At 70.7% G+C, this 15,315-nt stretch carries 12 protein-coding genes; 5 read left to right on the top strand and 7 right to left on the bottom strand.

Annotation, left to right across the window (positions count from 1 at the left end; translation table 11 throughout):
- Positions 1-37 precede the first annotated feature (37 nt).
- Positions 38-514: a winged helix-turn-helix transcriptional regulator gene (locus OHS57_RS22695; protein ID WP_041985885.1), complete on the top strand. Its 477-nt coding sequence runs from the start codon at positions 38-40 to the stop codon at positions 512-514.
- On the opposite strand, the gene OHS57_RS22690 is transcribed toward OHS57_RS22695, so the two are convergent.
- Positions 515-1,432, bottom strand: coding sequence for an SDR family oxidoreductase (locus OHS57_RS22690; RefSeq protein WP_328583175.1), 918 nt, complete (start codon positions 1,430-1,432; stop codon positions 515-517).
- 121 nt (positions 1,433-1,553) lie between these two features.
- Between OHS57_RS22690 and OHS57_RS22685 the strand changes: the two genes are divergently transcribed.
- Both OHS57_RS22685 and OHS57_RS22680 read left to right on the top strand, forming a co-directional pair.
- On the top strand, positions 1,554-2,162 hold the full coding sequence (locus OHS57_RS22685; RefSeq protein ID WP_041985891.1) for a TetR family transcriptional regulator: 609 nt from the start codon (positions 1,554-1,556) through the stop codon (positions 2,160-2,162).
- A 200-nt stretch (positions 2,163-2,362) separates the two neighbouring features.
- Positions 2,363-3,682, top strand: coding sequence for a M28 family peptidase (locus OHS57_RS22680; RefSeq protein ID WP_041985894.1), 1,320 nt, complete (start codon positions 2,363-2,365; stop codon positions 3,680-3,682).
- Positions 3,683-3,736: 54 nt separating this feature from the next.
- Here OHS57_RS22680 and OHS57_RS22675 read toward each other — a convergent pair whose 3' ends face one another.
- The 4 genes from OHS57_RS22675 to OHS57_RS22660 all read right to left on the bottom strand — a co-directional run bounded on the left by OHS57_RS22675 (position 3,737) and on the right by OHS57_RS22660 (position 8,303).
- On the bottom strand, positions 3,737-4,666 hold the full coding sequence (locus OHS57_RS22675) for an ABC transporter permease (protein ID WP_328583174.1): 930 nt from the start codon (positions 4,664-4,666) through the stop codon (positions 3,737-3,739).
- Positions 4,653-5,591, bottom strand: a complete 939-nt coding sequence (locus OHS57_RS22670; protein ID WP_328583173.1) for an ABC transporter ATP-binding protein — start codon at positions 5,589-5,591, stop codon at positions 4,653-4,655. The genes OHS57_RS22675 and OHS57_RS22670 overlap by 14 nt, the downstream gene beginning before the upstream one ends.
- Positions 5,592-5,733: 142 nt before the next feature.
- Positions 5,734-6,969, bottom strand: coding sequence for a LolA family protein (locus OHS57_RS22665; RefSeq protein WP_328583172.1), 1,236 nt, complete (start codon positions 6,967-6,969; stop codon positions 5,734-5,736).
- Positions 6,970-7,292: 323 nt separating this feature from the next.
- Positions 7,293-8,303: a polyprenyl synthetase family protein gene (locus OHS57_RS22660; protein WP_041985903.1), complete on the bottom strand. Its 1,011-nt coding sequence runs from the start codon at positions 8,301-8,303 to the stop codon at positions 7,293-7,295.
- A 326-nt stretch (positions 8,304-8,629) separates the two neighbouring features.
- On the opposite strand from OHS57_RS22660, the gene OHS57_RS22655 reads away from it, so the two are divergent.
- Both OHS57_RS22655 and fahA read left to right on the top strand, forming a co-directional pair.
- A complete protein-coding gene (locus tag OHS57_RS22655) occupies positions 8,630-10,630 on the top strand; it encodes a CocE/NonD family hydrolase (protein ID WP_328583171.1) in 2,001 nt (666 codons plus the stop codon).
- Between the two features lie 120 nt (positions 10,631-10,750).
- Positions 10,751-11,968 (top strand): fumarylacetoacetase, encoded by a 1,218-nt coding sequence (fahA, locus tag OHS57_RS22650; RefSeq protein ID WP_328583170.1) that lies wholly within the window; start codon positions 10,751-10,753, stop codon positions 11,966-11,968.
- 118 nt (positions 11,969-12,086) lie between these two features.
- On the opposite strand, the gene nuoN is transcribed toward fahA, so the two are convergent.
- Together nuoN and OHS57_RS22640 are read right to left on the bottom strand one after the other, a co-directional pair.
- On the bottom strand, positions 12,087-13,739 hold the full coding sequence (gene nuoN, locus OHS57_RS22645; RefSeq protein ID WP_041985911.1) for an NADH-quinone oxidoreductase subunit NuoN: 1,653 nt from the start codon (positions 13,737-13,739) through the stop codon (positions 12,087-12,089).
- A complete protein-coding gene (locus OHS57_RS22640) occupies positions 13,736-15,313 on the bottom strand; it encodes an NADH-quinone oxidoreductase subunit M (protein ID WP_041995369.1) in 1,578 nt (525 codons plus the stop codon). Before OHS57_RS22640 ends, nuoN begins: the two co-directional genes overlap by 4 nt.
- Positions 15,314-15,315: the final 2 nt, after the last annotated feature.

Genomic DNA, 15,315 nt, shown 5'->3' with positions numbered 1-15,315 from the left:
TTGTAACCACTGGAATCCTGCGGCACCATGACGTGTCATGGAAGAAGGCACTTTGAAGTCACCGAGTAACTGCGCGAGCACCGCCCAGTCCGACGGCTACGGAGACACCGATCCCTTCCAGTGGGACGCCCGGGAGGACTGCGAGGTACGGCAGATCCTGGACCGGGTGGCCGACAAGTGGTCGCTGTTGGTCATCGCGCTGCTCGAACACCGGAGGCTGCGCTTCACCGAGCTGCGGCGGGAGATCGACGGCATCAGCCAGCGCATGCTGACCGTCACCCTGCGCCAGCTGGAGCGCGACGGCCTGGTCGAGCGGACGGTCCACCCGGTGGTGCCGCCGCGGGTGGAGTACGAGCTGACGGCGCTCGGCGGGACGCTGCACACGACCATCCGCGCGCTGGTCAGCTGGACCGAGGAGCACCAGTCGGAGATCGCGGCGGCGCGGGCCGCCTACGACACGCGGGCGGCCGAGGCCGCGGCCGAAGCCGCCGCCCCGGCGCGCACCACGCCCTGACTACGCGGTCGGGGCCGCGAAGTAGTGCCCCTTGTCGAGGTCGGCGATGAGCCCGGGCCGCGTCGGCTGCCAGCCGAGCAGTTCCCGGGTCAGCTCGTTCGACGCCGGGCTGTCGAGCCCGACGAAGCCGGCCATCCAGCTGAAGTGCCCGGCCGCGTCCTCGTCGGAGACCTGGGCCACCGGCAGGTCGAGGTGGCGGCCGATGACCTCGGCGATGTCGCGCATCCGCACGCCCTCGTCGGCCGCTCCGTGCAGCGCGGACCCGGCGGGGGCCTTCTCCAGCGCCAGCCGGAAGAGCACCGCTGCGTCGAGCCTCGGCACCGCTGACCAGCGGCTGGATCCGTCGCCGAGGTAACCGGCGACGCCCTTGTCGCGCGCGATGCCGATCAGGCTCGGCAGGAAGCCGTTGTCGCCCTCGCCGTGCACCGTCGGGGACAGCCGTACGACGGACGAGCGGACGCCCCGTGCGGCGAGACCCCGGGTGAGCTGCGCGTTGGCCGAACGGCCCGACGTGGGGGACGAGTCGACGACCGGCTCGTCCCGCTCGGTCGCCACCCGGCCGGGTGCGAGACCGAGGAGCCCGCCGGCGATGACGAAGGGCTTGTCGGAACCCTCCAGCGCGTCGCCGAACGTCTCGATGGCGGCGCGGTCCGCGTCGGTGGCGCCCTTGAAGTCGCCGGTGAAGGCGATGTCGTGCTTGAACGCGAGGTGGATCACGCCGTCGGAAGCGGCGGCCCCGTCGCGCAGGACGTCGAGATCGTCGATGGTGCCGCGGCGCACCTCGGCGCCGGCGGCGGCGAGAGCGTCGGCCGAGGCGTCCGAGCGGGCGAGCCCGACGACCTGATGGCCGGCGCCGATGAGTTCGGGTACGACGGCGGAACCGATCCAGCCGGACGCGCCGGTGACGAAAACACGCATGGGAAACCTCCAGATAGCTCGGCCGCCTTGCCGTGAGGCTCACGCCAGGACCACCGATGTCAGTCGCTGTCATCAACCGTAACACCCGATGTCAGTGACTGCCATCGCGTAGGATCAACACATGAGTCGATGGGAGCCCAACGCGAGCAAGCGGCTCGGGGAAGCCGCGATGGAGCTCTACAGCGAGCGCGGATTCGAGCAGACCACCGTGGCCGAGATCGCCAAGCGGGCCGGTCTCACGGAGCGGACGTTCTTCCGGTACTTCGCCGACAAGCGCGAGGTGCTGTTCGCGGGCGCCGGAGAGCTGCAGGACCTGTTCGTCAGCACGCTCGCGGGCGCACCGGACACCGCGACGCCCGTCGAGGCGATGACCGAGGCGCTCGAAGCGGCCGGTGCGCGGTTCCAGGACCACCGGCCGTTCTCCCAGCAGCGCCAGGCGATCGTCGCCGCCAACGCGGAACTCCAGGAACGCGAGCTGATCAAGCTCGCCCGGCTGTCCAGGGCGCTCGCCGACACCTACCGCGCACGCGGCCTCGCCGAACCGGAGGCGAGCCTGGCGGCGGAAGCGTGCGTCGCCGTCTTCAAGATCGCCTTCGAACGCTGGGTCGACGAGACCAACGAGCGTGGTCTGACGGAGCTGATGCGGGAGTCGCTCGACGCGCTGAAGGCCGTCACATCGGCCGCGGACTCGCCCGCATCGCCCGTGACGCCCGTGACGTCGGCGAACTGACCGTATGTCCGTTGAGCGAACAGGCGTGACCGGTTTGCGCTCTTGACGGTCGTGGGGGCCGTCATCGACCATTCAGCACGCACAACCCGCTCACAGCTCACGCACAGCGCAGCACCAACTCCAGCGCCTCACGCCGCAAACGGTGTGGGGCGCCTCGCACGTTCCGTTCCCATCCCCCGTTCGGAATCCGGAGCCCCCACATGAAGCGTTCCGTGCGCAACAGCGCCGTGGCAGCGGCGGCAGCCCTCGCCGGGCTGCTCGCCTTCACCGTCCCCGCAGCCTCCGCCGCCCCCGTCGCGGCACCCGCCCCCGTCGTACTGGCCGCCCCCGACATACCCCTGGCCAACGTCAAGGCGCACCTCTCCCAGTTCCAGTCGATCGCCACCGCCAACGGCGGCAACCGCGCCCATGGCCGCGCCGGTTACCAGGCCTCCGTCACCTACGTGCAGGGCAAGCTGAACGCGGCCGGATTCACCACGTCCGTCCAGCAGTTCACCTCGGGCGGCGCCACCGGCTACAACCTGATAGCCGACTGGCCGGGCGGCGACACGAATCAGGTTGTCATGGCCGGGTCACACCTCGACTCCGTGGCCGCGGGACCCGGCATCAACGACAACGGTTCCGGCTCCGCCGCCGTGCTGGAGACCGCGCTCGCCGTCTCCCGGGCGCAGCTCCAGCCCACAAAACATCTGAGATTCGCCTGGTGGGGCGCCGAGGAGCTGGGGCTCGTCGGGTCGCAGTACTACGTCAGCCATCTCGCCGCCGCCGACCGGACGAAGATCAGCGGCTATCTGAACTTCGACATGATCGGCTCGCCCAACCCGGGCTATTTCGTCTACGACGACGACCCCGTCATCGAGCAGACCTTCAAGGACTACTACGCGGGTCTCGGCATAGCGACGGAGATCGAGACCGAGGGGGACGGCCGCTCCGACCACTCGCCGTTCAAGAACGCGGGCGTCCCGGTCGGCGGCCTGTTCAGCGGCGCCGACTACATCAAGACGGCGGCGCAGACGCAGAAGTGGGGCGGTACGACGGGCCGGGCCTTCGACGCCTGCTACCACCGCTCGTGCGACACCCTGACGAACGTGGACGACACGGCGCTCGACCGCAACAGCGACGCCATCGCCTACGCGGTCTGGACGCTCTCGGCCGGCGGCACCGTCCCCTCGGGCACCGTCTTCGAGAACCTGGCCGACGTCACCGTGCCGGACAACGGTGCGGCCGTCACGTCGTCGGTCACCGTCTCGGGCCGTACGGGCAACGCGCCCTCCGCGCTCAAGGTGGGCGTCGACATCAAGCACACCTTCCGGGGCGACCTGGTGGTGGACCTGGTCGCACCCGACGGGACCGCCTACCGGCTGAAGAGTTCCAGCAGCAGCGACTCGGCGGACAACGTCACCACCACGTACACGGTGAACGCGTCGAGCGAGGTCGCCAACGGCGTCTGGAAGCTGCGGGTCCAGGATGTCGCGGCGCAGGACACGGGCTACATCAACAGCTGGCGGCTCACCTTCTGAGCGAGCGTTGACGCGTCGAGGACATCACGGCCCGGCCAGGGTCTCGGCCAGGCCTCAGGCCGTGATGTCCTTCGTCGTGAAGCGGGCCCAGGCCGCCGAGCCGAAGACCGCCGCGTACACCGCCTGGATGCCGAGGTTCTTGCCGATGTCGGTCCAGTAGACCGGCTCGCGCAGCACGTCCGAGAACGACAGCCAGTAGTGCGAGAAGAGATACGGCTGGATCCCGTGCAGCTGCGGGATGGTGTCGAGGATCTGGACGGTGATGACCAGGCCGACCGTCGTGGCCATCGCAGCGATACCGCTGTTGGTGACGGTCGAGACGAACAGGCCGAGCGCCGCGAGCCCGATCAGCGAGGCGGTGACCAGCACGGCGATGAACAGGGCGCGGGCCAGCCCTTCGCCGAAGGAGATCCGGGTGCCCGAGATCGTGGTGACCTCGCCCAGCGGGAACAGCAGCGCCCCGACCACCAGGGCGGAGACCGCCACGATCAGGGTCGCCACCAGACAGAACGTCAGCGTCGTGGCGTACTTGGCGAGCAGCAGTCTGGTGCGGCCCGCGGGGGCGACCAGCAGGTAGCGCAGGGTGCCCGCGCTCGCCTCGCCCGCGATCGAGTCACCCGCCACCACCCCGATCGTCATGGGCAGGAAGACCGGCAGGGTCACCGCGAGCGCGGCGAAGACCAGGAACAGCCCGTTGTTGGTGATCTGGGTGAGGAAGGCGGGCCCGTCACCACCGCCGCCCGCCGTGCCGCCGTCGTCCGTCTGGATCTTCACGGCGATCCCGATGAGGACCGGTACGGCGCCCAGCACCGCCAGCAGCGCGAGCGTGCGCCAGCGCCGGAAGGTCGTGGTCAGCTCGGAGCGGAACAGCCCCAGGGTCCAGCGCAGCCGGGGCGCACCGCCCGCAGGACGCGCGGCAGGTACGTCCTTGTCAGCCACGTCCGCTCCGGACACGTCCGTACCGACCGTCTCAGCCCGCGACATCGAAGCCCTCCCCGGTCAGCGCCATGAAGGCGTCCTCGAGCGAGGCCCGTTCGACGCCGAACGACCTGACCCGCACCCCGGCCCGTACGAGCGCGGCGTTGAGGTCCGCCAGCTCCACATCGGCCGGGGGCAGTTCGCCGGTCACCCGGTCGTCCGTCACCGTGACATCGGTGACGCCCTGCTCCTTGAGCAGCCGCGCCGCGTCGGCGGGGTCGGGCGTACTCACGACGAGCCGGCCGCGCGTGCCTGCCGCGAGGTCGGCCACCGGGCCCTGGGTGATCAGCCGCCCCTGCGCCATCACGGCCGCGTGCGTGCAGACCTGCTCGATCTCGTCCAGCAGGTGCGAGGAGAGGAAGACGGTCGTGCTGTCGGCCGCCAGCTCCCGTACCAATGTCCTGATCTCGCGCATGCCCTGCGGGTCGAGACCGTTCGTCGGTTCGTCCAGGACGAGCAGCCTGCGCGGCTGGAGCAGGGCGGCGGCGATACCGAGCCGCTGCTTCATGCCCAGCGAGTACGCCTTGGCCTTCTTGGCCGCGGCGGCCGTCAGCCCGACCCGGTCCAGCGCCGCGTCGACCCGGGCACGCCGGGTGCGGGGGTCGGCGGTCGGGTCGGCCGAGTCGTACCGTACGAGATTGTCGCGGCCGCTCAGGAAGCCGTACGGGGCGGGGCCCTCGATCAGCGCGCCCACCTGCGGCAGGACGCCACGGGCGGCGCGCGGCATGGGGCGGCCGAGCAGCGTCGCCGAGCCCGCTGTCGGCTCGATCAGGCCGAGCAGCATCCGGATGGTGGTGGTCTTGCCCGAGCCGTTGGGGCCGAGGAAGCCGAAGACGCTGCCCGCGGGGACCGCCAGGTCGAGCTGGTCGACGGCGAGCTGGCCGCCGCGGTAGCGCTTGGTGAGCCCGCTCGTCTCGATGACGGATGCCATCTCGCTCCCCCGTTCTGTCGGTCGGCGGACGCGGGGTGGGGTGCCGGGTCCCGCGCAGGGTGCCGATTCAGGAACGGACGCGGGCCGCTCAGCGTTCCGCCCCGCCGTAGGACCACTACGGCGGGGCGGCGCCACTGTCCTGCTACTTGGCGCTGTCGGCCGCCTTGACCAGCGCGTCCTTCGTCACCGCTCCGACGTAGACCCTGCCGTCTTCCGTCATCAGCGCGTTGACGACGCGGGTGTGGAACACGGTGCCGGAACCGAACTTCCCCGACACCTTGTCGCCCAGCGAGTCCAGGAAGCCCTGGGCTTCCTTGGGCAGGTCCTTCGAGCCCGCCGCCGGAGCGCCCTCGCCCGCCGGCAGCTTCAGCTCGGCGATCGACGTCCAGCCCTTGCCGATGACCTTCACGCCACCACCCGAGGGGACCCCGGGCACGGCCGGCTTCGGCTGGTCCTTGCGCGGACCGCTCTCCGTCACCTTCGCGCCCTTCGGCGCCTTGAAGTCGAACGTCGAAGCGGCCGGCTTGCCGAAGTCGACCTTCGTGAAGCCGACGTCGAGGACGGCCTTGCCGCCGCCGCTCGGGGCGAGCGTGAACTTGAGCGGGGTGCCGGTCTTCGCGTCGACGGCGACCTTCACCGAATCGACCGTGGAACCGGCCTGCTTGGGCTTGATGACCAGCGTGTACGCGTCGCGCCCCGCGATCTGCGCCGTGTCCCCGACACTGACCGACGTCGTGCCGGCCGACGCCTTGAGCGCCTGCTCGGCGAACTCCTTCGGCGTCGTCGGCAGCTCGGTGCCCTTCGGCAGCTGCGGCGCCTTGCCCTTGGGGGCGTCGCCCTTCGGCGCCTGCCTGGTGGCGTGGAACGCCTGGTTGGTCGCGCTGTCGTAGCCCCACACCTGGTCGCCGTTGTGGATCAGGCTGTACTCGGCGGCGTTCTCCAGGATCGAGACGCGCTGCTTGTCGGGGCCGTCGGCGGCGACCCGCAGGGTGTGGGTGCCGGAGCTGAGCTCCAGCGCCTTGGTGCTCGGGTCGGCCGACGAGCCCTTGGCGTCGTCACCGCCGCCCCTGGGGGCCAACGCCCCGCCCGCCGCACCACCGAGGCCGGCCAGTGACGGCAGACCCAGATCCGTGGTGATCTTCACCGAGCCCGAGAGCTGCTGGGTGTCGGATGCGGCGATCTTCTCGATGAGTTCCTGAGCGGTGGTCTTCGGCAGATCCGGACTGCCGTTGGCCGCGAGAGCCGGGACCAGTCCGATGGTCGCGGCAGCCACGCCGGCGACCGCGACCGGAACCACGTACCGCACCGTCTTGCTCCGGCGGTGCGAGACGAAGGCTCCGGCCTCGTCGGTGGTCTGTGCGCTGTCGTTCGGTGCCATGTGTTGCCCTACCTCCGTGGTCGGCGGCCTTCCGTGCACTGCACTCGTCCACTCCCCGCCGCCATTCTCACCCGAATTGGTCAGGAGTGCTGTTGTTCATCTGACCAAATCGGCCACGGTGAAGCGTCAGACCGCAGGCGCAACTTCCCGTACCCCGCTGGGATGAGACAGGGACATGACGGGGCCCCCGTCCAGTAGGGGACGGGGTGCGGGACGCTGCCAAGGAATCCACCGGGAGAGTGAGGCGGATCACAGGATTCCGCCGACCGGGCGAAGCCGGCCGCCGGCCGGCCCGACGGAGCGTCAGCCGGCCCGACAGGTCGTCAGCCTGCGCGGTGGACGACCACGTCGCACAGCTCGACGAGCGCCGACTTGGCGTACCCCTCGGGCAGCGGGGCGAGCGCACCGCGGGCCGCCTCCGCGTACCGGACGGTGTCCCGGCGCGCCTGTTCCAGGGCGGGGTGGGCACGCAGCCTGCGCAGCGCCTCTGCGAGGCCCGCGTCGTCCGACAGATCGCCGTCGAGCAGCCGGACCAGCTCCAGGTCGGCGGGCCTGCCGTGCTTCTCGGCCTCGGCGCGCAGCAGCAGGACGGGCAGCGTCGGGATGCCCTCGCGCAGGTCCGTGCCCGGGGTCTTGCCGGACTCGTGGCTGTCGCTGGCGATGTCGAGGACGTCGTCGGCGAGCTGGAAGGCGACACCGAGCCGCTCGCCGTACTGGGTGAGGATGTCGACCACGGTCTCGTCGGCGCCCGACATCAGCGCGCCGAACCGCCCGGAGACGGCGAACAGCGCGCCGGTCTTGCCCGAGAGCACGTCCAGGTAGTGGCCGACCGGGTCGCGCCCGTCGCGCGGTCCCGCCGTCTCCAGGATCTGTCCGGTGACCAGCCGCTCGAACGCCTCGGCCTGGATCCGGACGGCCTCGGGGCCGAGGTCGGCCAGGATGTGCGAGGCGCGGGCGAAGAGGAAGTCGCCGGTCAGCACGGCGACGGAGTTGCCCCAGCGGGTGTTGGCGCTGTCCACGCCGCGCCGCACGTCGGCCTCGTCCATCACGTCGTCGTGGTACAGCGTCGCGAGGTGGGTCAGCTCGACGACGACGGCTGACGGCACGACACCCGGCGCGTAGGGGTCGCCGAACTGCGCGGCGAGCATCACCAGCAACGGCCGGAATCGTTTGCCGCCGGCCCGCACCAGGTGCTGGGCCGCCTCGGTGATGAAGGGCACCTCGCTCTTGGTGGCATCGAGCAGCCCCGCCTCGACGGCCGACAATCCGGTCTGGACATCGGCCTCAAGAGCCTGGTCCCGCACGCTCAGCCCGAACGGCCCGACGACGGTCACGAGGGGTACTCCTGTCTGCTGACGATCAAACGAAATGTCGATGTGTCGGTGTCTTCACTCAAGTCAGCGTATCCGGTCGCCTTTCGATCACCATGGGCGGCTTCCCGGCGCCCCCCGGATGCTCGTGATCAGTCGTACGACGCGAAGTAGCTCTTTTGTCCGTAGCTCTTTTGTCCGAAGCCATGGCCTACACCGAAGGGTACGGAGAAAAGCCGCCCCCACGCGACGATCATGCCCTCTCCGGCCGCCCAGGAGAACTCCTGACGCAGCCGGACCCCGCCGGGGCCGCCGCGCGCTTTGCCCGCCGCTCCAGGAAGGTGAGCGGTATGTCCCCCACGATCCGCACCGACTTCCCGTACGACACGGTCCACGAGGACGTGCGTGTCCCGCTGCCCGACGGCACACGGCTGTACGCGCGGATCTGGCGTCCGGTCACCGAGCGGCCCGTGCCCGCGCTGCTGGAGTACCTGCCCTGCCGGCTGAGCGACTGGACGGCGCCGGTCGACCGGCAGCGGCACCCCTGGTACGCGGGCCACGGCTACGCGTCCGTACGCGTCGACGTACGCGGGCACGGCAACAGTGAGGGGATGCCGGGCGACGAGTACGACGCGACGGAGCTGGCCGACGGGGTCGCGGTCGTCAACTGGCTCGCCGCCCAGGACTGGTGCACCGGACGGGTCGGCATGTTCGGGATCTCCTGGGGCGGCTTCAACTCGCTCCAGCTCGCCGCCCTCGCGCCCGAGCCGCTGAAGGCCGTCGTCACGGTCTGCTCGTCCGACGACCGCTACGACAACGACGTCCACTACCTGGGCGGCTCGGTCCTCGCCGTCGACATGCACGCCTGGGCGGCGACGACGCTGGCCTTCGTCTGCCGGCCGCCGGACCCGGCCGGGGCGGGCGACGACTGGCGGGAGATGTGGCTCAAACGCCTCGAAGCCGTCGAGCCGGGCGTCCACACCTGGCTGGCCCACCAGACCAGGGACAGCTACTGGAAGCACGGCAGCGTCTGCGAGGACTACGGCGCCGTCGAGGCGGCCGTGCTCGCCGTCGGCGGCTGGCACGACCCGTACCGGGACACCGTGCTGCGGCTGGTCGAGCACCTCGACCAGGACCGGGTACGGGGCATCATCGGACCCTGGTCGCACCAGTACCCGGACCAGGGGCTGCCGCCGGGGCCGGCGATCGGCTTCCTCCAGGAGACGCTGCGCTGGTGGGACCACCATCTGAAGGGCGTCGACAACGGGGTCATGGCCGAGCCGCTGCTGCGCACCTGGATCAGCGCCTCGCACCCGCCGGCGACGCTCTACCCCGAGCTGCCGGGGTACTGGGCCGCCGAGACCAGCTGGCCGTCGCCGAACGTCGTGCCGGTGCCGTACGCCTTCCAGGGCGAGCCCGTCGTGGTGGACTCCCCGCACCAGACGGGCCTGGACGCCGGGCGCTTCGCCCCTTCGGGCAACGACGCCGACCTGCCGCCGGACCAACGCGACGAGGACGCCAAGTCGGCCTGCTTCGAGTTCCCCGTCACCGGCGGCTCCATCGAGGTGCTGGGCAGGCCGCGCGCGACGCTGCGGCTGCGGATGGACGCCCCGGCGGGCCAGGCCGTCGCCCGGCTCTGCGACGTCGCGCCGGACGGCTCGTCCACCCTGGTCACCCGGGGCGCCCTCAACCTCTCCGCCAGGCACGGCAGGGACCGGGTCGAACCGTGGCCGGAGGGCGCCACCGAGGACGTCACCTTCGAACTGGGCGGCATCGGCCACACCTTCCCGCCGGGCCACCGCATCCGGCTCGCCGTCTCGTCCGCGTACTGGCCGTGGATCTGGCCGCAGGCGAACTCGGCGGGCTTCACCCTCGATCCGGTGGGCTCCTCGCTCCACCTGCCCGTACGCAGGCCGGCACCGCAGGACCCGGTCAGCTTCGAACCGGCCGAGCAGGCCGAGCCGCTCGGCGTCGTGCGTCCGGTCACGCTCGACGAACAGCGCCCGGAACGGCTGGTGATCAGGGACGTGGCCCAGGGCACCTGGCGGCTGGAGACGGACCCGCGCCCCGGCGGCACCCGGGTCTACCCCGACGGCCTGGAGCTCACCGAGGAGGCGCTGGAGACGTACACGATCCAGGAGAGCGACCCGCTGTCCGCACATGCCGAGTCCGAGTGGACGGTACGGCTGCACCGGCCCGACATCGGCTGGGACGCGCTGGTCGAGACGCACTCCGAGATCAGCTGCGACGCCGACGACTTCATCACGTCGGACGAGGTGATCTGCCGCGACGGTGACGAGATCGTCTTCCACCGCACCTGGGAGAAACGCGTCCCGCGCACTGCGGGCTGACCGAACGGGCAGCGCCGCAGCAGCCGCCACTTTCCGGTCATTACGGGCACGTATTTCGCTGCCGCCGCGCGTCGGCGGACACGTAACGTGTCCTGCATCGACAGGAAGCGAGGCGGCACCATGCCCGAGCACAGCCCGCTCGAACCTGCCGAAGGCGATCCCTTCGGCCCGCACAATCTGCCGTACGGCGTGTTCTCCACCCCCGACGACCCGGGCCACCGCCGGGTCGGGGTCCGTATCGGCGATGCGGTGCTCGACGCGGGAGCCGCCGCTCAGGCCCTGGGCTCCCCGTACGCCGCGCTGCTCGCGAGGCCCAGCCTCAACCCGCTGATGGCGGCGGGGCGTACGGCCTGGCGCGACGTCCGCAGGGCCCTCACCGCGTGGGTGACGGTCCCCGCGCACCGCCCCGACATAGAGCCGCTGCTGCACCCGCTCGGCTCGGTGACGCTGCACCTGCCGTACGAGGTCGCCGACTACGTCGACTTCTACGCCAGCGAGGAGCACGCCACCAACGTCGGCAAGATCTTCCGCCCGGACGGGCTCGCGCTGCCGGTCAACTGGAAGCACCTGCCGATCGGTTACCACGGCAGGGCCGGCACGGTCGTCGTCTCGGGCACCGACGTGAAGCGGCCCTCCGGCCAGCGCAAGGCGCCCGCCGACCCGGCGCCGGTCTTCGGGCCCTCCGTGAAGCTGGACATCGAGGCGGAGGTCGCCTTCGTCGTCGGCGTGCCGTCCGAGCAGGGCGGCCCGGTCGATCTCGCCTCCTTCCGCGACCATGTCTTCGGGCTCTCGCTCCTCAACGACTGGTCGGCGCGCGACATCCAGGCGTGGGAGTACGTACCGCTCGGCCCGTTCCTCGGGAAGTCGTTCGCGACCTCCGTCTCCGCGTGGGTGACGCCGCTGGAGGCCCTCGACGCGGCCCGGGTGGCGCCCGCGCCCCGTACGGAGCCGCTGCTGCCGTATCTCGACGACACGGACGAGGAGGAGCCGGGCGGCTTCGACCTGCGGATGTCCGTGGCGCTCAACGGGCAGCTGATCTCCGAGCCGCCGTTCTCCGCCATGTACTGGACGGCGGCGCAGCAGTTGGCGCATATGACGGTCAACGGCGCCTCGCTGCGCACCGGCGACGTCTTCGCCTCGGGCACGGTCAGCGGCAGCGGCCGTGCGCAGCGCGGCTCGCTGCTGGAGCTGACCTGGAACGGCGGTGAGCCGCTCGAACTGCCCGGCGGCAGGCGCACGTTCCTGGAGGACGGCGACGAGGTCACGATCACGGCCTGGGCGCCGGGACCCGACGGGACACGGGTGGGTCTGGGCGAGGTGACCGGACGGATCGTCTGAGCGCCCCCGTTCGTCCGCACACCCCTGTACGGACATGACGAAGGCCCGGCTCCCCCAGGGCGAATTCCAGGGGGCGCCGGGCCTTCGACGTACGCGCCGCGAGGCGCGCTGTGCGGCGCTACCGCACGAACGTCCCCGCCTGGCCGGCCAGATCCAGGAAGTACTGCGGTGCGATGCCCAGTACGACCGTGACGGCGACGCCGAACGCGATCGTGGTCATCGTCAGCGGTGAGGGAACGGCGACCGTCGGGCCGTCGGCCTTCGGCTCGCTGAAGAACATCACCACGATGACCCGGATGTAGAAGAACGCGGCGATCGCCGAGGAGATCACACCGACCACGACGAGGCCGGAGGCCCCGCCGTCGGCCGCCGCCTTGAACACCGCGAACTTCCCCGAGAACCCGGAGGTCAGCGGGATACCGGCGAAGGCCAGCAGGAAGACGGCGAAGACCGCGGCCACCAGGGGTGAACGCCTGCCGAGCCCGGCCCACTTCGACAGATGCGTCGCCTCGCCCCCCGCGTCCCGTACGAGCGTCACGACGGCGAAAGCGCCGACCGTCACGAACGAGTAGGCGCCGAGGTAGAAGAGGACCGACGAGACACCGTCGGGCGTCGAGGCGATCACACCGGCCAGGATGAAGCCGGCGTGCGCGATCGAGGAGTACGCCAGCAGCCGCTTGATGTCGGTCTGGGTGATGGCGACGATCGCACCGCCCAGCATCGTGACGATGGCGATGGCCCACATGACCGGGCGCCAGTCCCAGCGCAGCCCCGGCAGGACCACGTAGAGCAGCCGCAGCAGCGCGCCGAAGGCGGCCACCTTGGTCGCGGCGGCCATGAAGCCGGTGACCGGCGTCGGGGCGCCCTGGTAGACGTCGGGGGTCCACATGTGGAACGGGACGGCGCCGACCTTGAAGAGCAGCCCCATCAGGATCATCGCGCCGCCGATGAGCAGCAGCGCGTCGTTGCCCATCGTGCTCGCCAGCGCCGGGTCGACGTTGGTGACCGTGCCGTCCACGACCTCCGCGATGCGGGAGTACGAGACGGAGCCCGCGTACCCGTACAGCAGGGCGATGCCGAACAGCAGGAACGCCGAGGAGAAGGCGCCCAGCAGGAAGTACTTGACGGCCGCTTCCTGCGACATCAGCCGCTTGCGGCGGGCCAGGGCGCAGAGCAGGTACAGCGGGAGGGAGAAGACCTCCAGCGCGACGAAGAGCGTCAGCAGGTCGTTGGCCGCGGGGAAGACCAGCATGCCGGCCACGGCGAACAGGACCAGCGGGAACACCTCGGTGGTGGTGAACCCGGCCTTGACCGCGGCCTTCTCGCTGTCGCTGCCCGGGGTCGAGGCGGCCTGGGCGACGAAGGAGTCGGTGCGGTTGCCGTGCGCCTCGGGGTCGAGCTTGCGCTCGGCGAAGGTGAACACGGCGGCGATGGCCGTCAGCAGGATCGTGCCCTGCAGGAACAGCGCCGGGCCGTCCACGGCGATGGCGCCCATGGCCGCGATGTGCGCCTTCGTCGTGCCGTAATGGCCGGCCGCGAGCGCGACCACGGCGGCGAAGGCGGCCGCCAGGGCGACCACGGTGAGGAAGACCTGCGCGTAGTAGCGCGCCTTCCGCGGCAGGAACGCCTCGAAGAGGATGCCCACCAGCGCGGCGCCCAGGACGATCAGCACCGGGGTCAGCTGCGTGTACTCAATGGTCGGGGCCGGGATCTTGTCGATCGAGTCGGCCGCCGTCGTTGTCCACAGGCTGTGGACAGCTGTCGCACTCACGGAGCGGCCTCCACCTCGGGCTTGGGATCGGTCTTGTGAACGTCGGACATGGTGTGGTTCACCGCCGGGTTGATGATCTCGGTCAGCGGCTTCGGGTAGACGCCCAGGAAGAGCAGCAGGGCGATCAGCGGGGTCACCACGACGAGTTCGCGGATCTTCAGGTCCGCCATGCCCTGGACCGACGCCTTCACCGGGCCCGTCATCGTGCGCTGGTAGAGCACGAGCACGTAGAGCGCGGCGAGCACGATGCCGATGGTGGCGATGATGCCGATCACCGGATACCTGCTGAACGTGCCGACCAGGACCAGGAATTCACTGACGAACGGGGAGAGCCCCGGCAGCGAGAGGGTGGCGAGACCGCCGATCAGGAAGGTGCCGGCCAGGACCGGGGCGACCTTCTGCACCCCCCCGTAGTCCGCGATGAGCCGCGAGCCGCGCCGCGAGATCAGGAAGCCGGCCACCAGCATCAGCGCGGCCGTCGAGATCCCGTGGTTGACCATGTAGAGCGTGGCGCCCGACTGGCCCTGACTGGTCATCGCGAAGATGCCCATGATGATGAAGCCGAAGTGCGAGATCGAGGCGTAGGCGATCAGCCGCTTGATGTCCCGCTGGCCGACGGCGAGCAGCGCGCCGTAGACGATGCTGATCAGCGCGAGCACCAGGATCACCGGGGTCGCCCACTTGGACGCCTCGGGGAACAGCCCCAGGCAGTAGCGCAGCATCGCGAACGTGCCGACCTTGTCGACCACGGCGGTGATCAGGACGGCGACGGGCGCCGTCGACTCCCCCATGGCGTTGGGCAGCCAGGTGTGCAGCGGCCACAGCGGCGCCTTCACGGCGAAGGCGAAGAAGAAGCCGAGGAACAGCCAGCGCTCGGTGCTGGTCGCCATGGACAGACTGCCGTTGGCCCGCGCCTCGACGATCTCGGAGAGCGAGAACGTACCGGCGACGACGTAGACGCCGATGACGGCGGCCAGCATGAGCAGCCCGCCGACCAGGTTGTAGAGGAGGAACTTCACTGCCGCGTACGACCGCTGGGTCGCCGCCGCCTCGTCCCCGCCCGCGTGCGCCCGGTCGCCGAAGCCCCCGATGAGGAAGTACATCGGGATGAGCATCGCTTCGAAGAGGATGTAGAAGAGGAAGACGTCGGTGGCCTCGAAGGAGAGGATCACCATCGCCTCGACCATCAGGATCAGCGCGAAGAAGCCCTGGGTGGGTCGCCAGCGGCGGTTGGGCGCCGCGTCCTCCAGCGGGTCGGCGTCATGCCAGCCGGCCAGTATCACGAACGGGATCAGCAGCGCGGTGAGCGCCATGAGCGCCACCCCGATGCCGTCCACGCCCAGTTCGTACCGGACGCCGAAGTCCTTGATCCAGGCGTGCGACTCGACCAGCTGGTAGCGGTCGCCGCCCGGCTCGAACCGGACGAGCACGACGGCCGCCAGGGCGAGCGTGGCGAGCGAGAAGAGCAGCGCCAGCCACTTGGCCGCGGTGCGCCGGGCGGCCGGGACGGCTGCCGTGGCGATGGCGCCGACCGCGGGAAGCGCGGCCGTCACCGTGAGAAAGGGGAACGACATGT

Source organism: Streptomyces sp. NBC_00370, assembly GCF_036084755.1.
Classification (GTDB): Bacteria; Actinomycetota; Actinomycetes; order Streptomycetales; family Streptomycetaceae; genus Streptomyces.
The sequence above is the reverse complement of the archived record's forward strand: the minus strand, read 5'-3'. Positions and strand labels throughout refer to the sequence as shown.